Origin of the sequence: Paraburkholderia fungorum, from assembly GCF_003610895.1 — a bacterium.
In the GTDB taxonomy this organism is placed as follows: Bacteria; Pseudomonadota; Gammaproteobacteria; order Burkholderiales; family Burkholderiaceae; genus Paraburkholderia; species Paraburkholderia fungorum_B.
In genome coordinates this window covers 1-19,814 of the sequence record NZ_MCAS01000039.1, presented here as the reverse complement: position 1 = coordinate 19,814, position 19,814 = coordinate 1, and the positions used below count along the sequence as shown (strand labels likewise).

Here is a 19,814-nt window from a genome sequence, read left to right as displayed (position 1 = left end):
CGGGTTACCGAATTCCACTCTCGACCAGGGACTCACCATGGCTCAAACGAATGTGTACGACAAGCTTAAGGAACTGGGCATCGAACTGCCGAGCGCGGGCGCTCCGGCAGCCGCCTATGTGATGAGCGCGCAAAGCGGCAACACGGTGTACCTGTCCGGCCACATCGCCAAGAAGGACGGCAAGGTGTGGACCGGCAAGCTCGGCGCCACGCTCACCACCGAAGAAGGCAAGGCTGCCGCACGCTCCATCGCGATCGACCTGCTCGCCACGCTGCATACGCATGTGGGCGATCTGAACCGCGTCACGCGCATTGTGAAGCTGATGAGCCTCGTCAACTCCACGCTCGAATTCACCGAGCAGCATCTGGTGACCAATGGCGCGTCCGAGCTGATCGCGGACGTGTTCGGCGAGCGCGGCAAGCATGCGCGCTCGGCATTCGGCGTGGCGCAGATTCCGCTCGGCGCATGCGTCGAGATCGAGATGATCGCCGAAGTCGAATAACGCATGCCAACAGGTTCGGCCGCGGGTTGACCCGGCGAGTCGTCCTGAATCTCCTGAACGCGTCGCAAGGTGTCTGCCACCTGCGGCGCGTTTTGCATTTTTCGCAAGGTAGATCGTTCCTTTGTCACCAGGTAGAATCCCCGAACCCGATCAATCTGCTGGATTCGCCGGATTGCGCCCGATGACCGCCAACGCCGTTCGTTTTAAACAAGTCGACGTGTTCACGTCGGTGCCGTTCAAAGGCAATCCGCTTGCTGCCGTATTCAACGGCGATGCGCTCGATGCAATTTCGCTGCGCCGCCCGCCCGCGCGCATCACGGCGCTTTCCCAGGATCGATACACGGCGCTCTCTACGGCTTTACGTAGCGACGCCAGCCATGTCAGCGCAACGCCCAGCGCGCTCGACAGTGGTGCGCCATGGCTCGTGGCGCACGTCAATTCGGCGCGCGAGCGCCTCGCGCTCGAACCCGATCCCGCCGCACTCGCCGGCATCGTGCAGATGACGAACACGCATGGTCCCGCCGTTTTCGACCACGCCTGACCACAAAACGCCACACCGTTTACGCGATTAATGCGCCATGCATAACGAGAGGCCTGGCACACCTGAATTCCGGATCCCGATGAGATATTCGAAAACGACGGCCAGGCTGAAGCCCCAAGGCTGGCCGCGCCGGCTGCGAATTCAGGCAGCCAGGACGGCCTGCCGCGCCCGCGTATACCCGATGCGCCGACGCTTCCTTAATCCAGTGGCATTAAGTAATATCGAGACGTATCCGATGACCTCCGGATGGTCAGGCACGACGTCTCGCTCCCTTCCCCTGCGCCGCAGCTCCGGCACCTTGGTCACCATGCAGCCACCCATGAAATTAGCGCAGTCGACGCTCGCGCAGTTGCAACTGGCCGGCACCAGGGAACGGGCGACCCGATGAGCCAGTTCCGCTTCTCCGACCAGCGCGAAGCCAAACCCCGCCGCGATCCTGCCGTATCGCGCCGCCGAGCCTTGCTCGCGATTCCCGCGCTCGGCGTGCTGGTGCTGATCCTGCTTTGGACCGTGATCTTCGCGCGTCTGTCGGTTGAGAAAGAAGCGACGAATCGCGAGGCCATGGCCTCTGCCGCAATTCTCTCCGCGGCGCTGGAGCAGCACACGGTCAAGGCGATTCACCAGGTCGACCAGATCACCCGCTTCGTCAAATACGAGTTCGAGAAAACACCGAATCATTTCGATCTGGCCAGCACGGTCGAAAAAGGCGTGGTGCAAAGCGAAACACTGGTGCAGGTCTCGCTGATCGACGAGCACGGCACACTGATCGCCAACACGGCCGAACTCAATCCCAAGCACATCGATCTGTCGGACCGCGAACACTTCAAGGTCCACGAACACGAAAACGACGACCAGTTGTATATCAGCAAGCCAGTGCTCGGCCGCGTGTCCGGTCACTGGACCTTGCAGATGACGCGCCGCCTGAATCATCCCGACGGCTCGTTCGCAGGGGTCGTGGTGGTCTCCGAGGACCCGAGCTATTTCACCAGCGACTTCTACAACAACGCCGCCATTGGCCGCGAAGGCGTGATCGCGGTGATCTCGGACAACGGCACGGTATTGGCGCGCCGCACGGGCAGCGCCGACAGCACCAATGGCTCATTCTCGGCAAGCGGCTCGTACCCGACCTCTGAGCATGTGTCGGGCACTTACGTCGATTCGATCGATAACGTCACGCGCATCGTCTCGTACCGGCATATCGACGGCTATCCGCTCGGCGTGCTGGTGGGACTCTCGCAAGCCGAAGAATTCGCCGACTACAACCACACGCGCAACGTCTATCTGCTGATGGCGGGCTTCATCTCGCTCGCGATGTTGAGCTTCTTCGCGGTCGCCACCGGTTTGATCGGCAAGCTGCTCGGGCGTGAACGCGAGATGACGCATCTGGTCGAGTACGATCTGCTGACCGGTTTGCGCAATCGCTATGCGACGCTGCAAACGCTAAGGCACGACGTGGCGCAGCCTTCCAATCTCGGCCGCCTGGCAATTCTCTTCATCGACCTCGACAACTTCAAGACCGTCAACGACACGCTGGGCCATAACGCCGGTGACATCGTGCTGCAAATGACGGCCTCGCGCCTCGCCACCGCGGTCGGCGACGGCGGCGCGTTGAGCCGCATCGGCGGCGACGAGTTCGTCGTGGTGATCAAGGGCGACGACGTCGAGAAGCACGCGGTCACACTCGCCGAAGCAGCGGCCGAAGCCTTCGCCAAGCCTTTCGAAGTGCGCGGCAGTTCGTTCGTCCTGCATGCGAGCATTGGCATCGCGCTCTACTCGGTCGCCAACGAAAGCGAAATCGACCTGCTGAAAAAAGCCGACCTCGCGATGTACAGCGCCAAAGACGCGGGCAAGAACTGCTACCAGTTCTATTCGCCGCAGCTGTCGCACCGTGCAGACCATTTGATGAAATGGGAACAGCAGTTGCGCGTCGCGCTCGCCGAAGGCCAGCTGTTTCTCTCCTATCAGCCAAAGATCGATCTGACGCGCCGCTGCATCACCGGTTTTGAAGCGCTGGTGCGCTGGAACCATCCGCAGCACGGCTTGATTCCGGCCAACGAATTCATTCCGGTCGCCGAATCGACCGGCCTGATCGTGCCGATCGGCGACTTCGTGATCGAGACCGCCTGCCGTCAACTGGCGGTATGGCAGCAGCAGGGCTACGACACGCTGTCGCTCGCGGTGAACATCTCCGCGGTGCAATTCTGGCGCGGCGATCTATACGAAACCGTCTCGCACGCAATCGAGGAAAGCGGCATCTCCGCGCGCCGCCTCGAACTCGAGATCACCGAGACGGCGATGATGGAATATCCCGAACTCGTCTCGGAGAAGATCTTCGCGTTGAAACGCCTCGGCGTGCGCATCGCGCTCGACGACTTCGGCACCGGTTATTCGTCGCTCTCCTATCTGAACCGCTTCTCGGTCGACACGCTGAAGGTGGACCGTTCGTTCGTCCAGGCGATTCCCGGCGACCGCAGCGTGTGCGTGATGGTCACCGCGATCGTCAATCTGGCGCGTTCGCTCGGACTCACGGTGGTGGTCGAAGGCACCGAGACTGAAGAGCAGATTGCGTGGCTCGCCGCGCTCGGCCATATCGAGGCGCAGGGCTTCCTGTTCTCACGCCCGGTGCCGGTCGACGCGATTCCGGCGCTGCTCGAACGCTTCGGCGTATGCGGCATGAAGGGTCATCCATCCGCGCATGAAACGGACAGTACCAACAGTCTGTCCAGCACAAGCGCCGATAGCTGAGCGCGCTGCGGCGAAAGCGCTGCCTGCCAATCCCGACGCGTTGCGCAGGCGGCCCATGGACGTACTGGCGGCGGCCCCCGCGTTATCCAACCGCAGCATCGCAAAACCAGCTACATTCACGCTGTAATGCGTGACGGCGCGATGCCGGGAGCTGGTCGCGCCAACACACACAACGATGATCCCAGAGGGCGGGCCGCCCGTGTGCCGGCGCCCGCGGCACCATGCAGACGATCACGAACCAGGACGCAGCCAGACGAGGGGAACGAGAACCGCTATGGACGCTGTTCCGGGTCGTGTGCGGCCTGTCGGCGCTGTCGTGGGGCGGCCTCGCGCTGATGGCGCAACTCGAAAACCATTACGTGGAGCGCGAAGGGCGGCTCTCGCGCGTGGCCTTTTCCGATCTGATCGCGCTGGCCTGGATGGTACCCGGGCCGGTGGGCTGCAACGTCGCCGTGCAACTCGGCCATGCGTTGCGCGGACGCGCCGGCGCCTGGGTGGCCGGTGTCGCCAGCGTGCTGCCTTTTTTCATGCTGATGACGCTGTTCGCGATCTTCTATCGCACGCCGCTCGTGCGCGCCGCAGCCTCTCAAACCTTGCTCAATCACTTCAGCGTGGTGCTGGCCACGCTGATCGCGATCACCTGGTACAAGCAGACCCGTGCGCTGGTGCGCGGCAAGCTCGAATGGATCGCGGCGGTGCTCGGGTGCGTGGGGCTCTTCTATGCGCGCAGTCCCGCGGCCTACGTGGTGATGCTCGGCGCCGCTTTCGGCACCGGCTGGCTGGTCAGCCCGGCTCGCAATACCCGTATCGAGTTGTCGATAGGGCGAGGCGACTGGCAAATACTGGCCGCATTGTGCGTGCTGCTGGTGATGTTCGCGCTGCCGTTGCCGCATCGCTATGAACTGGCGCTGCTATGGCCGCGGCTGGCCGGTGCGGGCATGACGCTATTCGGCGGCGGGTTCTCGGCGTTGCCAGTACTCAAAACACTGTTTGTCACGCCGGCGATCGGTGTGTCGGATAACGACTTCACCCTGGCATTTTCGCTATCCCCGCTGTCGCCCGGGCCGCTACTGAATGTGGTGCCGTTCTTCGGCTATCTGGTGGATGGCTGGGTGGGCGCGCTGATTGCCACGCTCGCGCTTTTTGTGCCGTCGGGTTGCCTCGTGGTGCTCGCGCAGCGGCATCTGCATCAGTTGAAGGCCAATCCGCGTTTCGAGCACGGCATGCGGATCTTGCGTGCGGTCACCACCGCGTTTCTGGCAGTGGCCGTGCTGCGCATTGCAGGCCATGTGCCGTTCAAACCCGTGTATCTGGTGACGGCCCTGTTCTCCGGCATGTGCTTCGCAAAGCTCAAGGTGCCGGTGTATGTGGTGTACGGAACGGTCGCGGTCGTGTGTGGACTGTGGCTTGCCTACGGCGCGCTGCAGTAAGCGGCGCATGCTCCACACCCGATAGCCCGCCTTCATTCACAAGCTTTCGCGCCGTTACTCGCGGGTGCGCTGCAAAGCCGTACTTCACAGCGCAAGCCTCGCTCTTCCGTCAGAAGCCGGGTGTCAGAACCCGCGCGATAGCACCGCTACGCCGATCGTCACCACGCCGAGCACGATATTGATCAGTACCAGACGCCGGATCGTGCCGACTGCCTGCGCGCCGTCCGGCCACTTCTGCGCCTGGACAGCACGGCGAATGCGAGGGAACACGGCGAAGCGGATGTGACCGAAGATCAGCATCATCACAATGCCGAGGCCAGCCATGGCATGCAGGGGCCACGTGGCATGACCACCACCGAATTGCATCAGCAGGAAACCGCCGGTCAGGAGAATCACCAGCACTGCCGCAGCGACCCAGTTGAAGAATCGACCGAACACCGATTCCCACAAAGGCAAGCGCAGTTGCGGCGAAAGATCGGCAATGGCCGGGCGCAGGCAGAAATGCGCGAATATCATTCCGCCCACCCACACCGCGACCGCGAGCAGATGCAGAAACAGCGCGAGTTCGATAGCTTTGTTCATGTTGTTTTCCTCTCCCGACGACGCCACACCGCTTATTGCGAATAATATTAGCAGCGGCTATTGAGCGCGTTCGACCGCGCGCTATGCGTGCAGTTCCTTGCGCCGGCAGCGTCTTAACATTCTTTGTAGTTTTTATTGCAACACGCCCGATACCGCGACGGTGCTGCACCCCGGATTTTTTGCTACGCGGCGTGCGCTTTGAAACGCGCGATGTGGCTGCTCCTGCTTCGAAGCGCACGCCGTATTCATGCTTTGTCCTACCCTGCTCTCTTATCGACTTCTATTTCTTTTCACGCAGCGAGCACCGGACGCATCCCGTCGAGCTTCATCTTGCTCTCCGGCGCGCGCCCCTTGCGCGCCCGCTTGCCGACGTGCGGCGTGAGTGTGGCGCCACTCAGTTTCTCTTCGTCGACACGGCCACCGCGGCGCGTGCCGATCAACACCACGCCCGCCTTGTTGATGGACAGCGCCTGCACCAGCGCTTCGTTGTCGTCGAGCGCCATCAGCGTGACGCCGCGTCCGCCGCCCGAGAGCGTCTTCATCTCATCGAGGCCGAACACCAGCAGGCGTCCACCTGAAGACAGACACGCAATGTGCGTCGCATCCGGCAGCATCGGCATTGGCGCGAGCGGCGTGGCGCCTGTGTCGATGGTCATGAACGACTTGCCAGCCTTCACGCGGCTCACCATGTCGCCGACCTTGGCGACAAAACCGAAACCGTTACTCGATGCGAGCAGCAATGCCTGATCCGCGGAAGCCGCATAGTAATGCATCAGGTGGCTACCCGACTCGAGTTCGATCAGCGACGTGACCGGCACGCCGTCACCTCGCCCGCCCGGCAGCATCGCAACCGCCACCGAATAGACCCGGCCGTTGCTGCCCCACGCGACCAGCGTGTCCGGCGTGCGGCACTGGAATGCCGCGTAAAGTCCGTCGCCGGCCTTGAACGTGAAACCGGCCACATCCAGGCCGTGGCCCTTCAGCGCACGGACCCAGCCCTTCTGCGACACCACCACCGTCACCGGCTCGTCGACCACGCGCGCTTCGAACGTTGCGCGCTTTTCCTGCTGGATCAGCGTGCGGCGCTCGTCGCCGTATTGTTTCGCGTCGCCTTCGATTTCCTTGATGAGCAGGCGCTTCATCGCCGATTCGCTGCCGAGCAGTTCCTCGAGCTTGGCCTTCTCGTCGCGCAGTTCGGCCAGTTCCTTCTCGATCTTGATCTTCTCGAGCCGCGCCAACTGACGCAGGCGGATTTCGAGAATGTCTTCGGTCTGACGATCGGACAGGCCGAATGCCGCCATCAGCGCGGCCTTCGGTTCATCCGATTCGCGGATGATGCGGATGACTTCGTCGATATTCAAAAAGACGATCATCCGGCCTTCGAGGATATGAATCCGGTCGTCGACCTTGCTCAAGCGGTGACGCGTGCGGCGCGTGACCGTCGCAAAACGGAACGCGATCCACTCGTGGATGATTTCGCTCAAGCCCTTCTGACGCGGCCGGCCGTCTCCGCCCACCATCACCATATTGAGCGACGCGTTCGATTCGAGGCTCGTATGGGCGAGCAGCGAATTGACGAACTCTGTCTGGTCAATACGGCTCGACTTCGGCTCGAACACGAGACGCACCGGCGAGTCCCGGCCTGACTCGTCCCGCACCGCGTCGAGCAGCGCGAGCATGGTCTGCTTGGTCTGCAACTGCTCAGGTGTGAGCGCCTTCTTGCCGAGCTTGATCTTCGGGTTGGTCTGCTCTTCGATTTCTTCGAGTACCTTCTGCGCGGCCGTGTTCGGCGGCAGTTCGGTGATCACGAGCTGCCACTGGCCGCGCGCGAGCTCTTCGATCTTCCAGCGAGCGCGCACCTTCAGGCTGCCGCGGCCGCTTTCGTAGGCCGCGGAAATCTCGGCGTCGCTCGAAATGATCTGGCCGCCGCCCGGGAAGTCCGGCCCGACGACATGCTGCATCAACTCGGCGTGCTCGATCTTCGGATTACGGATCATCGCTACCGCGGCCGCTGCGACCTCGCGCAGATTGTGCGACGGGATTTCCGTGGCGAGACCCACTGCAATGCCAGACGCGCCGTTCAACAGCACGAACGGCAAGCGCGCGGGCAGCAGCCTCGGCTCTTCGAACTCGCCGTCGTAGTTCTTCATGAAGTCGACCGTGCCCTGGTCGATCTCATCGAGCAGGAGCTTCGCGATCGGCGTCAGGCGCGCTTCGGTGTACCGCATTGCCGCTGCGCCGTCGCCGTCGCGCGAACCGAAGTTGCCCTGGCCGTCAATCAGCGGATAGCGCATCGAGAAGTCTTGCGCGAGGCGCACCAGTGCGTCATACGCCGACTGGTCGCCGTGCGGATGGTACTTACCCAGCACGTCGCCGACCACGCGCGCCGACTTGACGGGCTTGGCGTTGTCGCCAAGGCCCATGTCGTTCATGGCGAACAGGATGCGGCGCTGCACCGGCTTCTGGCCGTCGCACACGTCAGGCAGCGCGCGCCCCTTGACCACGCTCACCGCGTAGTCGAGATACTGGCGTTCCGCATAGTTGCCGAGCGTCAGAAAGTCGCCTTCCGGAGGCGGCGGCTCGGTGAAAAGGTCGAGAGTGTTATCGTCGTCCATCTAGATTCCGTATCCGTGTTTGGCGTGAAGTTTTCGTGCGAATCGTGAGCGCTTCAGAGACGCTCAGATATCCGCTTCGACTTCGTTGCCTTTTTCTTCCAGCCAGCTGCGCCGCGACGCCGCTTCGCCCTTGCCCATCAGCATCGTCATACGCGCCACCGTGGCGTCGTAGTCGAGATCGCCGAGCGCCACCGGCGTCAGGCGCCGCGTGTCGGGGTTCATCGTGGTGTCCCACAACTGCTCCGCGCTCATTTCGCCGAGGCCTTTAAAGCGGCTGATGGACCATTGCGTCTCGCGCACACCGTCCTTGCGCAGCTTGTCCAGGATCGCTTCGAGTTCGCCTTCGTCGAGCGCGTAGAGCTTCTGTGCCGGCTTCTTGCCGCGTGCGGGTGCATCGACCCGGAACAGCGGCGGACGCGCCACACACACATGCCCGCGCTCGATCAGCTGCGGGAAATGCTTGAAGAACAGCGTGAGCAGGAGAACCTGAATGTGCGAGCCGTCGACATCAGCGTCCGACAAGATGCAGATCTTGCCGTAGCGCAGATTCGACAGATCGATCTTGTCGTCCGGGCTATGCGGATCGACACCGATCGCCACCGAAATGTCGTGCACTTCGTTGTTGGCAAACAGGCGGTCGCGCTCGGTTTCCCACGTGTTCAGCACCTTGCCGCGCAGCGGCAGGATCGCCTGGTATTCCTTGTCGCGCCCCATCTTCGCCGAGCCGCCCGCCGAATCGCCCTCGACGAGGAACAGTTCGTTGCGGCCGATTTCAGTCGATTCGCAATCGGTCAGCTTGCCCGGCAGCACGGCCACGCCCGAGCTCTTGCGCTTCTCGACCTTCTGACCGGCACGCGTACGCGCCTGCGCCTGCTTGATCACGAGGTCAGCGAGCTTCTTGCCATGCTCGACGTGCTGATTCAGCCACAGTTCCAGAGCCGGCCGCGAGAACGACGACACCAGCTTCACCGCATCGCGGCTATTCAGGCGCTCCTTGATCTGCCCTTGGAATTGCGGATCGAGCACCTTCGCCGACAACACGAACGACACGCGCGCGAACACGTCTTCCGCCAGCAGCTTCACGCCCTTCGGCTGCAGATTGTGCAACTCGACAAAACTCTTCACCGCCTGGAACAGACCGTCGCGCAAACCGGATTCGTGGGTACCGCCCGCGGGCGTCGGAATCAGGTTGACGTACGATTCGCGCATGAGCGTGCCTTCCTCGCTCCACGCGACAACCCATGTCGCGCCCTCGCCTTCGGCAAACGTCTCTTCGCTGGCGCGCGAGTTTTCGACATAGCGCTCGCCTTCGAACAGCGGAATCAGCAGATCGCTGCCGTTCATGCCTTCGAGCAGATAGCCGCGCAAACCGTCTTCGTATTTCCAGGTTTGCGTTTCGCCGGTTTTCTCGTTGATGAGCGTGACTTCGACGCCCGGCAACAGCACCGCTTTCGAGCGCAGCAGACGTTGCAATTCGCCGAGCGGCAGGTTCGGCGAATCGAAGTACTTCGGATTGGCCCACGCGGTGACGCGTGTGCCGGACTTCTTGTCGCCTTTGGTCGCGGCGCGTACTTCAAGCTGCTTCGCGACGTCGCCGTTGGCAAAGCTCAAGTCGGCGATTTTGCCGTCGCGCCACACGGTGACGTCGAGGCGAGTGGACAGCGCGTTGGTGACCGACACGCCGACGCCGTGCAGGCCGCCCGAGAACGTGTACGCGCCGCCGGCGGCTTTATCGAATTTGCCGCCCGCGTGCAGGCGGGTGAAAACGATTTCGACGACCGGCACGCCTTCTTCCGGATGCATGCCGAATGGAATGCCACGGCCGTCGTCCTCGACCGAGACCGAATGGTCCGCGTGCAGCGTGACCGTGATTTGCCGGCCGTAGCCGCCAAGGGCCTCGTCCGAGGCGTTGTCGATAACTTCCTGAATGATGTGCAGCGGATTTTCGGTGCGGGTGTACATCCCGGGCCGTTGCTTGACCGGCTCCAGGCCCTTCAACACCTTGATCGACGCTTCGCTATACGCGGCGTTTGGCTTTTTCGTAGACATGGTTGACTCGGGTGCGTCGGTTCATCGTTGTCCACAGGTCCTGTGGACAGGTCCGTGGACAATGCGTTGAGTTTTCAAAAAAAGCGAAACGAAACAACGGGGTTAGGTGGGTGCCCGCAGTGCGGGCAAGCTGTTTAGTCGCCTGGCTTCCCATGGGCGCGCTCGACGGCGGCTCAGCGCCGGTGCTACAGCGCGGCAACGGCCAGCCGGTGCGAACGCCGGGGGAAGCCTGTTCGCGGGGTATTTTACTGATTTCAATACAGGCGGCAATTCACGGCGTGCAGGATTGGCCGTTTGGACAAGGAGCGGCGCTCGGGTGCGGCCTGGTATGGGACCGCGATGAGACCGCGGCACAGCCGTGCCCCTTGAACCCGGCGTGACGCCCGCGCAACCGCGAATCGCGCCGCCCCCGCGTGTCACTTGCGCTTGTTTTCCAGCTCGTCCCAGCGTTCCAGCGCGATCAGCAGTTCCTCGTCGATCGCGGCGTAGCGCTCAGTCAGACGTGTGCCTTCCTGAGCGTCTTTAGCGAAGACCGAACCGTCTTCCAGTTGAGCGCCGATGGTTTTCTGCTCGGCTTCGAGCGCGGCAATTTTCGCCGGCAGGGCCTCAAGTTCGCGCTGATCCTTGAACGACAGCTTGGCGGAACGCTGCGTATTGCGGGCCGCGCCGCTTGCACCGCTGTCTTTCGCCGCCACTTCCCTGGCCGCTTCTTTCTGTGCTTCCTGCGCCATCTGCTGCGAGCGGTCGCGCTGAATCTGCCAGTCGGTAAAGCCGCCGACATATTCGCGCCATTTGCCCGCGCCTTCCGATGCGATCACCGAGGTCGCGACGTTATCCAGGAACGCGCGATCGTGGCTGACCAGCAGCACGGTGCCGTCATACTCGGTCAGCAATTCTTCGAGCAATTCGAGCGTCGGGATGTCGAGGTCGTTGGTCGGTTCGTCGAGCACCAGCACGTTGGCAGGGCGCGCGAACAGACGCGCCAGCAGCAGGCGATTGCGCTCGCCGCCCGAGAGCGACTTGACCGGCGAACGCGCGCGTTCCGGCGCGAACAGGAAGTCGCCCAGATAGCTCATCACGTGCTTCTTCTGGCCGTTGACTTCGACCCACTCGCTGCCCGGGCTGATCGTATCGGCGAGACTCTTTTCCAGATCCAGTTGCGCACGCATCTGGTCGAAGTACGCGACCTGCAGATTGGTGCCGATACGCACCGTGCCTTCGTCAGGCGGCAACTCGCCGAGGATCATCTTCAGCAGCGTAGTCTTGCCCGCACCGTTCGGACCGACAAAGCCGATCTTGTCACCGCGCATCACCGTGGCCGTGAAGTTATCGACCACCGTGCGCGAACCATAGCGCTTGGTGACGTCAGTCAGTTCGGCGACGATCTTGCCGGACTTCTCCCCTTGGCCCACGTCGAGCTTGACGTTGCCCTGCACGTTGCGGCGCTCGGCGCGCTCATTGCGCATCTGCACGAGCCGCGCGATCCGGCCGACGCTACGCGTACGGCGCGCTTCCACGCCCTTGCGAATCCACACTTCTTCCTGTGCCAGCAGCTTGTCGAACTTGGCCGCTTCCACCTGCTCGACTTCAAGCTGCTGCGCTTTCCTCGTCTGGTAGGCGCTGAAATTGCCTGGATACGACAGCAAACGCCCGCGATCCAGTTCGACGATGCGCGTGGCGACACGGTCAAGAAACGCGCGATCGTGGGTAATGAAGAGCAGCCCCGCGCGCAGCGAGACCAGCAGTTCCTCCAGCCAGCGGATGCCGTCGAAATCGAGGTGGTTGGTCGGCTCGTCGAGCAGCAGCACGTCCGGCTGCACAACCAGCGCGCGCGCCAGCGCAACGCGCTTTTGCATGCCGCCGGACAGCGAACCGACCCGCGCCTCGCCGTTCAGACCGATCTGCTGCAGCGTGGTGGCCACGCGCGTGCTCCAGTTCCAGGCGTCCGAATGGTCGAGCGCCGATTGCAGCGTGTTCATGCGCGACATCAACGCGTCGTGCTCCGGACCTTCCGGCTCGTCGGCAAGCTGGTTGGCGACCACGTCGTATTCGTCGAGCAGCGCGCGGGCATGAGTCAAACCGGCGGCAACCGCTTCGAACACCGTGTCGTCCGTATCGAACTCGGGCTCTTGTGGCACATAGACCGAAGTCAGACCCTGCTGGCGCGTGACGAGGCCGTCGTCCGGCTTGGTCAGATCGGCAACGATCTTGAGCAGCGACGACTTGCCCGCGCCGTTACGGCCGATCAGCCCAACGCGTTCGCCCGCTTCGAGGGAGAAATCCGCGTGATCGAGCAACGCGACGTGACCGAACGCCAGTTGGGCCCCGGTAATGGTGTAAAGCGACATGGAGAATTGGAGAAGACAGCGATGAGTCGGAACTGCTCATTGTACCGGGCGCGCGGGCGGGTGCCGGTATGCCGGAAGAGATAGACCGAATGGCCAGCTTGAAAAGCGGATTCCATACGGGTCCCAGGCGGGCATTGAGGGGAAAAGCGCGACCGGAGGGTGCTTGCACACGCCTGTCCGGCCGTTCGTCCGTGCGATACGCTTACTTAACGTGCACGGTGATGGTCTTGCTCAGCTCCGGACCGTACGAGCGGTGCATGCCGTCGCCGAATTGCAGCGTCAGCGTATGGTCGCCCGGCGGCAGCGTCACGTCGGTTTCGGTCTGGCCCTTGCCGAAGTGAAGGGATTTGTCGCTGGCGGGAATCACATCGCCCTTGGGAAGCGGTTTGCCATCGATCAGCAAGTGATGATGGCCCGTGCCTTCCGTCATCGTGCCGGCGGGCGCGATCGTCATGCCCTCGACCGCGAACACCACATGCACCGGATTGCTGACAGTCGCGCCGTCAGCCGGCTGCACGAAAGACACGCTCGCGGCCTGCGCCACACCTGATACGGCGAGCAATCCGGCCAGTGCCGCACCGGCCAACCATTTGTTTTTTAACATCCTTTTTCTCCTTTTTGGGTAACGAAAGTCATGCACGGGCCATGCAGGCGTCGCTTGCGGCTCCGGTTTGCGATTTCCGCGACCTGGGACCGATCGTCGCAATGCATGCGAGGCGCCAGCCGCGCCTGTCCAAAAAATGAGCTGCGGATCGAAGCATACACGCTGTGTATGACGAGGTCCGTCACACAGGTCCGGTCATGTCTCAGGCGCTTTGCGGCGATGCCGCATAGGTAATCGGCGGTCCATTTGACAAATTCCGGTAATATTGCGGGTCGCCGCCGTGCCCAAAAAAGGGGCAGACTGGGCGGATCCTGCATTGAATGAGAGAAGAGTACGTCGTGAGCGAAGTAATTGAAGTGACTGAATATAAGAGCTGGGTCTGCCTGATTTGCGGCTGGATCTACAACGAGGAAGAGGGCCTTCCCGAAGAAGGTATCGCCCCGGGCACGCGCTTCGCGGCGATTGCCGACGACTGGCGCTGCCCGCTGTGCGATGTAAGCAAGGCGGAGTTTGCGGTAGTGGAATTCTGAGTTGGCTCGACTGAACCGGGGCACGCTGGCTGATGTAGCGCGGTAGTACGCCGGACGGTCTGGACGGCCCAGTGGGTGATGCCTGCTGGGCCGTTTTGCTTGGTGGGAGCGGAATGACCGGCGCAAGGCTTGCCACAGGGGGCGCCCTTCCCTTGCTATAGCAGATCTGCAGCACACGAGATTTTCCTTTTTAGCGCATCAACCGGCTGCCACGCCGTTGCGGCTCACACGTATTTATCCGACGACAATCGGCCGGCCAAGGCCATTCGGATAAGCATTCATACCGTCATTCGAATCTCTACGTCGCTTAACCAATAGCTCTTCAATAGCTCTTTGCGTGGCGATTCTTTTCGGCACGTCCTCGGCCGAAACCGGTATTGGCGCGATCATCCGTTTGCGCGGCAAAACCGGGAACGACGGCTAGCTTGAGACGGGCGGTCAAGCACGCTTAAAAGCGGCTGAAATAATAGAGACTGAACGACTAGATCCCGTGGATCGCACTGCCCGTCAAGAAACCGGCGCTGCCTGCACGCGGCATTTACCGTTCCTTTCTAAAAATATGAAAAAGGCCTGAGAGACCATGAGAATTAAAAGCAAATGGGGGCGAGGTATTCACAAAGGAAAAGTCGTTTCCTTCGTCGACGGCAAGAGGATTTTCATCCATCTACACGCAGCAATTGAGACGCTCTCCTTAGGTAAGGTAGCTGCCCGTCGAAGCCAAAGCGTGCTGACTGTCGCGATCGACAATGTGCAAAAAATCGCAGACCACATGACTGAGCCGTTTACCCACGCGAAACGGGACGACGTTGTAGTTCTGCTTTATACCGGTGACGAAACCCGCACTGCGGCGCTCGCTGTGCTCGGCCTGCGCGATGCATAAGTAGCGCTCGAACGCCGTTGCTTCGTCACGAACCCGCCGGCCGTGATTGCTACGGCGTCGGCGGCGTTCTGTGCCCTGTCGATTTCGACCTCCCTCCTCTCTGCTCAAGCCTTCGCAGCGCCTTTCGTTTTGAACGTTTTTGCTATACTCTTGCGCTCGCTGGCGTACTTGGGCACGCCAGCAACTGCCCACGGGCAGGCTTGAGGCCATGATTTTCTCCGTCTCGGGAAAACTGCGGAAGTAGCAGATCACTTCCTCATTGCTACAGGATGATCAAGTAGCAAAATTGCAGTAGAGGCGGACACAAAACAGGACTCGCAGGCTGTCACGGCGCTTCATTTAGGAAGAAGCGGAAATACCGGAAACGCCCACGGGTAAAGGCTAAAGCCAATAGCAGCAAGGCTTCGGTCCACCCATTGCCAATATCCATCTCCCCGTAGTTCAGGGGGTGGAATGATAAGCCAGAAGCCCGCCAGACAAGGCCCCGCTACCGTGCTGTAGCAAATCTGTAGCACACTAAAACTCCCCTTTTTCGAGCATCAGCCGACTGTTACGCAGTCCCGGCTCGCGCGCAGACAAGCCGCACGCATCACAAAGAAACACCCGCTCAAAGTTGGGTGCAAAATACAGGACATGCAGGCGTTAAACGCAAGCGCACCAAACTCCCGGGCAAAGGCGATGCAATCGAAAACTCATTGGGAACACATCTACACGGCGAAATCGTCGACTGAAGTCAGTTGGTATCAGCCGCACTCGACGCTGTCGCTGGGTCTGATTCAACGAATCGGCATCGGGCTGGATGCAGCGATCATCGATGTCGGCGGCGGTGCGTCAACGTTGATCGACGATCTGGTCGCTCTCGACTACCGCAATCTTTCCGTGCTGGATCTCTCCGGCGAAGCGCTGGCCGTGGCACGTCGACGGCTTGGACAGAAAAAATCCGGGCCTGTGCAATGGATTGAGGCTGATGTCACTGCGGCGCCATTGCCGGAGCAGTTCTACGATGTCTGGCATGACCGTGCGGTATTCCACTTCCTCACAGAGGAGGCCGACCGCCGCGCGTATGTCGATCAGGTAATGCGGGCGGTCAAGCCAGGCGGCCACGTGATCGTTGCCACCTTTGCCCCCGACGGGCCCGCCGAGTGCAGCGGTCTTCCAGTAGTCCAGTACGACGCAGATTCCCTACACGGTGAATTCGGCCCGGCATTCGAACTGGTGGAACACGATGAAGAAGCACACGTCACGCCGGCAGGCCGCGTCCAGCATTTCGTCTATTGCCATTGCGTTAAACCGCATTGAACTGGGTCTGTCACCGCCGTCAGGGAGCCACGAGTCAATTCGATAACCGTTTGCTTACGCATCGTCGACAGCATTGCCACTAGCGCTAAATATGCAAGTGGCTGCGTTGCCCCGTATTGAGACATTCCGGCCAATACCCATGACCTCGCTGGCAATTCGTGAGAAGCCTGATGGCTGCGCTAACCGGCGATGATCTGCCCACTAACTTTTCGGTCACGGGTGAACCGCATCGCCATGACAAATGCCGCCGCCGACATTAGCGACACCAACAGCACGGTCCATTCGACAGGTACATAGTTGCTTCTGACCGTCCAGATCGCGGCGGCCGAAATCGGTGCAATGCCTTTGGCAATGTTCGAGGGCATCGAGAGCAATCCGCTCACGGCGCCATAACCCTCCGTCCACATCACATCCTGCACGATCGTCCCGCGCAGAATGGTCATCATCCCGTTTGCGCCACCGTAGACGACTGCGAACAGGATCAACAACGCGGGCGACGTGCCTGCGCACATGAGAACAACAACCGACGCAGGAAACGCCGTTGTAATGACGACGCCGACAATCGACGGACGGAGATTGCGGCCGAGCGTGAACCACAATACACGCGCGAGCACCTGTGCCGGCCCAATGACGGCCATCGTTGTCAGGATCAGGGCTGGCGACACCCGCCGCTCCATCATGAGCGGTACCAGGTGGAAGGTGAGTGCCGCAAATGTTGCATAGTAGGCTGTGAAACACACAGCAAGTGCCCAGAACGTCGGTGTCCGTATAGCCCGCCTGGCAGCGGCTGCATTGGTCACCTTTAGCGCGGCCCTGTAAGCCGGATCGTCTTCGCGCGGCGAATCACGGCGGATTGCGAAAACGTGAATGGGCAGGCAGATCGCCACGTTGAACCCCGCCAGAGCGAGCAGCGCTCCTCGCCATTGGAACAAGTCGACGAGAGTCTGAGTCAGTGGGATAAACACTGTGCTGGCAAAGCCGGCTACCAGCGTAATCAGCGTGATTTTTGTGCGAAAGGTGCCTGGGAAATCCCGTGTGATCACTGCGAAAACCGGATCGTAAAGCGTCGCAGCCATTGCGACACCGAGGCCGATCCAGACGACAAACAATGTTGCGAGGCTATGTGCCTGCGACCACAACACCAACATCGCAGCGGCCAGCAATGTCCCGCAGACCATGACGCGCCGGCCGTGGCCGTGATCAATCCATGTTCCGATGGGATATGCCGCTAACCCTGAAATCAGCAGACCGATCGAGAGGGCCGCGTTTGTCGCCGTGCGGCTCCATCCCATCGCACCTTCCATCGGCACGACGAAAAGGGAGAACGCGTAATAGATCGAACCCCACGAGACGAGCTGCGCAACTGCAAGCGCCCATGTCGCTATAGCGCCGCGGCCGCCGTCGCTATCACTCCGTTTCGCTGTCGTCAGTGTCTGCATTGGCGGTCACGGCTTCATGGTTCATGGCAGCGGCCGCCAGAGTCGTTGCAAGCTCCGGATGCGCTTCTTTCCGTTCACTGTAGCGATCGGTCAGGTAGTCCGAGCGGTCACGCACAAGCAGCGTGAACTTGTACAGTTCTTCCATCACGTCGACGACGCGGTCGTAATATGCCGAGGGTTTCATCCGGCCGTTCGCGTCGAACTCCCGCCAGGCCTTTGCCACTGATGACTGATTGGGGATCGTCACCATACGCATCCACCGGCCGAGAATGCGCAGTGCGTTCACGGCGTTGAACGATTGCGAACCGCCGCACACCTGCATCACCGCAAGCGTGCGGCCTTGCGTGGGGCGGACGCCGCCGCTTTCAAGCGGCAGCCAGTCGATCTGGTTCTTGAAGACCGCCGTCAGGGTTCCGTGACGTTCCGGGCTGCACCATACGTGCCCCTCCGACCATTCCGAGAGCTTGCGCAGTTCGACCACCTTCGGATGATCGGCCGGCACGCTGTCCACCAGCGGCAGGCCGTGCGGATCGAAGACCCGTGTTTCCGCACCGAAGTGACGCAAGATGCGTTCGGCTTCGAGCGAGAGAAGCCGGCTGTATGAGGTCGCACGCAACGAGCCGAACAGCAACAGGATTCTCGGAGCGTGTTGCGAAGCCGCGCGTGCGTCCAGCTTCTGCAGATCAGGGGTGTCCAGATGCGGGGCGCTGATGTTCGGAATGTTTTGCGTCATTAGAGAAGCCTTTTTCCTTCGCTATCGACCACCTGCTCGCCATCTTCTTTCGTGAATGAGCCTTTCTGTGCAGCAGGCAGGATGTCGAGCACCAGCTCCGAGGGCCGGCACAGGCGCACACCAAGCGGTGTGGCGACAAACGGGCGGTTAATCAGGATCGGATGTTCCATCATCGCGTCGAGCAACTGCTCATCGCTTAAAGATGTTTCCGCGAGGCCGAGTTCGGCATACGGCGTGCCCTTTTCGCGCAGCGTGGCGCGCACGGTGAGGCCCGCGCGTTCGATCAGACTCTTCAGCGTAGCGCGATCAGGCGGGTTCTTCAGATACTCGATGACTTCCGGCTCAATCCCGGCATTGCGGATCATGGCCAGCGTGTTGCGCGACGTGCCGCAATCGGGGTTGTGATAGATCGTGACGTTCATAACGGTTGTCCCTTGGTGCTGTGATTCGCTTCGTACCAGTGCTGGGAACGGTTGACCATGCCAACGACGAACAGCATGACCGGCACTTCGATCAGCACGCCTACCACCGTTGCCAGGGCTGCTCCGGAATGGAAGCCGAACAGACTGATTGCCGTGGCGACCGCCAGCTCAAAGAAGTTACTGGCGCCGATCAGACTGGAAGGGCCGGCAACACAGTGCGCGACGCCGAGACGCCGATTCAGGAGGTACGCGAGGCCAGAATTGAAAAACACCTGTATCAGGATCGGCACCGCGAGCATGGCGATAACCAGCGGTTCCTTGACGATCGCCTGCCCCTGAAACGCAAACAGCAGCACCAGTGTCGCGAGCAATGCGCTGATCGAATACGGACCAAGGTGCGCGACCGCTTGTCGGAAATACGTTTCGCCTCTGGTCAGCAGATGTCGTCGCAACAACTGGGCGAGGATGACGGGGATGACGATGTACAGGACAACTGAAATGATCAACGTATCCCACGGCACCGTAATCGCCGACAGGCCGAGCAGCAGCGCGACGAGCGGTGCAAAGGCAACGATCATGATGGAGTCGTTGAGCGCCACTTGCGATAACGTGAAGTACGGATCGCCTTTGCAGAGTTGCGACCACACGAACACCATCGCCGTGCAGGGGGCTGCGGCCAGCAGGATCAAGCCGGCGATATAGCTGTCGAGCTGGCCGGTGGGAAGCCACGGCGCGAACACATGGCGGATGAAAATCCAGCCGAGCAATGCCATCGAGAATGGCTTGACGAACCAGTTCACGAATAGCGTGACGCCAATGCCGCGCCATTGGCTCTTAACCTGGGTCATCGCGGAAAAATCTATCTTGACCAGCATCGGGATGATCATCACCCAGATCAGCACGCCGACCGGAAGATTCACCTGAGCCACTTCCATGCGGCCAATTGCCTGGAAGAGCTGGGGAAATACCTGCCCGACCAGGATGCCGCCCACGATGCAGAGCGCAACCCAGACCGTCAGGTAACGCTCGAAAAATCCGATTGCCGGCCGTGCGTCGACAATCGCTGCGTCAGTGCTGCTCATTTGATTCCTCTGC

At 61.2% G+C, this 19,814-nt stretch carries 16 protein-coding genes; 7 read left to right on the top strand and 9 right to left on the bottom strand.

Translation table 11 applies throughout. The features are described 5' to 3' along the window. Positions 1–37: 37 nt before the first annotated feature. The 4 genes from BCY88_RS29650 to BCY88_RS29635 all read left to right on the top strand — a co-directional run bounded on the left by BCY88_RS29650 (position 38) and on the right by BCY88_RS29635 (position 5,218). Positions 38–502, top strand: coding sequence for a RidA family protein (locus tag BCY88_RS29650; RefSeq protein WP_120347723.1), 465 nt, complete (start codon positions 38–40; stop codon positions 500–502). A 181-nt stretch (positions 503–683) separates the two neighbouring features. Then, on the top strand, positions 684–1,043 hold the full coding sequence (locus BCY88_RS29645; protein ID WP_120347722.1) for a PhzF family phenazine biosynthesis protein: 360 nt from the start codon (positions 684–686) through the stop codon (positions 1,041–1,043). 384 nt (positions 1,044–1,427) lie between these two features. Next, positions 1,428–3,788: a bifunctional diguanylate cyclase/phosphodiesterase gene (locus tag BCY88_RS29640; protein ID WP_120347721.1), complete on the top strand. Its 2,361-nt coding sequence runs from the start codon at positions 1,428–1,430 to the stop codon at positions 3,786–3,788. Positions 3,789–4,009: 221 nt separating this feature from the next. After that, positions 4,010–5,218 (top strand): chromate transporter, encoded by a 1,209-nt coding sequence (locus BCY88_RS29635; RefSeq protein ID WP_120347720.1) that lies wholly within the window; start codon positions 4,010–4,012, stop codon positions 5,216–5,218. A gap of 123 nt (positions 5,219–5,341) precedes the next feature. On the opposite strand, the gene BCY88_RS29630 is transcribed toward BCY88_RS29635, so the two are convergent. The 5 genes from BCY88_RS29630 to BCY88_RS29605 form a co-directional block, all read right to left on the bottom strand. Continuing rightward, positions 5,342–5,800 (bottom strand): CopD family protein, encoded by a 459-nt coding sequence (locus tag BCY88_RS29630; RefSeq protein ID WP_120347719.1) that lies wholly within the window; start codon positions 5,798–5,800, stop codon positions 5,342–5,344. Positions 5,801–6,090: 290 nt separating this feature from the next. Further along, on the bottom strand, positions 6,091–8,415 hold the full coding sequence (gene parC / locus BCY88_RS29625; RefSeq protein WP_120347718.1) for a DNA topoisomerase IV subunit A: 2,325 nt from the start codon (positions 8,413–8,415) through the stop codon (positions 6,091–6,093). Between the two features lie 63 nt (positions 8,416–8,478). Beyond that, entirely contained in the window at positions 8,479–10,464 is a 1,986-nt protein-coding gene (gene parE / locus BCY88_RS29620) for a DNA topoisomerase IV subunit B (protein ID WP_120347717.1), read from the bottom strand. 416 nt (positions 10,465–10,880) lie between these two features. Beyond that, on the bottom strand, positions 10,881–12,812 hold the full coding sequence (locus BCY88_RS29610) for an ATP-binding cassette domain-containing protein (RefSeq protein ID WP_120347715.1): 1,932 nt from the start codon (positions 12,810–12,812) through the stop codon (positions 10,881–10,883). Between the two features lie 202 nt (positions 12,813–13,014). Beyond that, positions 13,015–13,416 carry a DUF4399 domain-containing protein gene (locus BCY88_RS29605; RefSeq protein WP_120347714.1) on the bottom strand — a complete coding sequence of 134 codons (402 nt, stop codon included), beginning with the start codon at positions 13,414–13,416 and terminating at the stop codon, positions 13,015–13,017. A 320-nt stretch (positions 13,417–13,736) separates the two neighbouring features. Between BCY88_RS29605 and BCY88_RS29600 the strand changes: the two genes are divergently transcribed. From BCY88_RS29600 to BCY88_RS29590, 3 genes are all read left to right on the top strand, one after another. After that, positions 13,737–13,946, top strand: coding sequence for a rubredoxin (locus BCY88_RS29600; RefSeq protein ID WP_183081485.1), 210 nt, complete (start codon positions 13,737–13,739; stop codon positions 13,944–13,946). A gap of 580 nt (positions 13,947–14,526) precedes the next feature. Continuing rightward, positions 14,527–14,826 (top strand): hypothetical protein, encoded by a 300-nt coding sequence (locus BCY88_RS29595; RefSeq protein ID WP_120347713.1) that lies wholly within the window; start codon positions 14,527–14,529, stop codon positions 14,824–14,826. Positions 14,827–15,459: 633 nt separating this feature from the next. Next, entirely contained in the window at positions 15,460–16,125 is a 666-nt protein-coding gene (locus BCY88_RS29590) for a class I SAM-dependent methyltransferase (protein WP_310796136.1), read from the top strand. A gap of 179 nt (positions 16,126–16,304) precedes the next feature. On the opposite strand, the gene BCY88_RS29585 is transcribed toward BCY88_RS29590, so the two are convergent. Genes BCY88_RS29585 through arsB form a run of 4 tightly spaced genes read right to left on the bottom strand, consistent with a single transcriptional unit; the run spans position 16,305 to position 19,801 of the window. After that, on the bottom strand, positions 16,305–17,564 hold the full coding sequence (locus BCY88_RS29585; RefSeq protein WP_120347711.1) for an MFS transporter: 1,260 nt from the start codon (positions 17,562–17,564) through the stop codon (positions 16,305–16,307). Then, complete coding sequence (gene arsH / locus BCY88_RS29580; RefSeq protein ID WP_120347710.1) at positions 17,533–18,297, bottom strand: arsenical resistance protein ArsH; 765 nt, start codon at positions 18,295–18,297, stop codon at positions 17,533–17,535. The genes BCY88_RS29585 and arsH overlap by 32 nt, the downstream gene beginning before the upstream one ends. Continuing rightward, entirely contained in the window at positions 18,297–18,719 is a 423-nt protein-coding gene (gene arsC, locus BCY88_RS29575) for an arsenate reductase (glutaredoxin) (RefSeq protein WP_120342741.1), read from the bottom strand. Before arsC ends, arsH begins: the two co-directional genes overlap by 1 nt. After that, positions 18,716–19,801, bottom strand: coding sequence for an ACR3 family arsenite efflux transporter (arsB, locus tag BCY88_RS29570; RefSeq protein WP_120342740.1), 1,086 nt, complete (start codon positions 19,799–19,801; stop codon positions 18,716–18,718). Before arsB ends, arsC begins: the two co-directional genes overlap by 4 nt. Positions 19,802–19,814 lie beyond the last annotated feature (13 nt).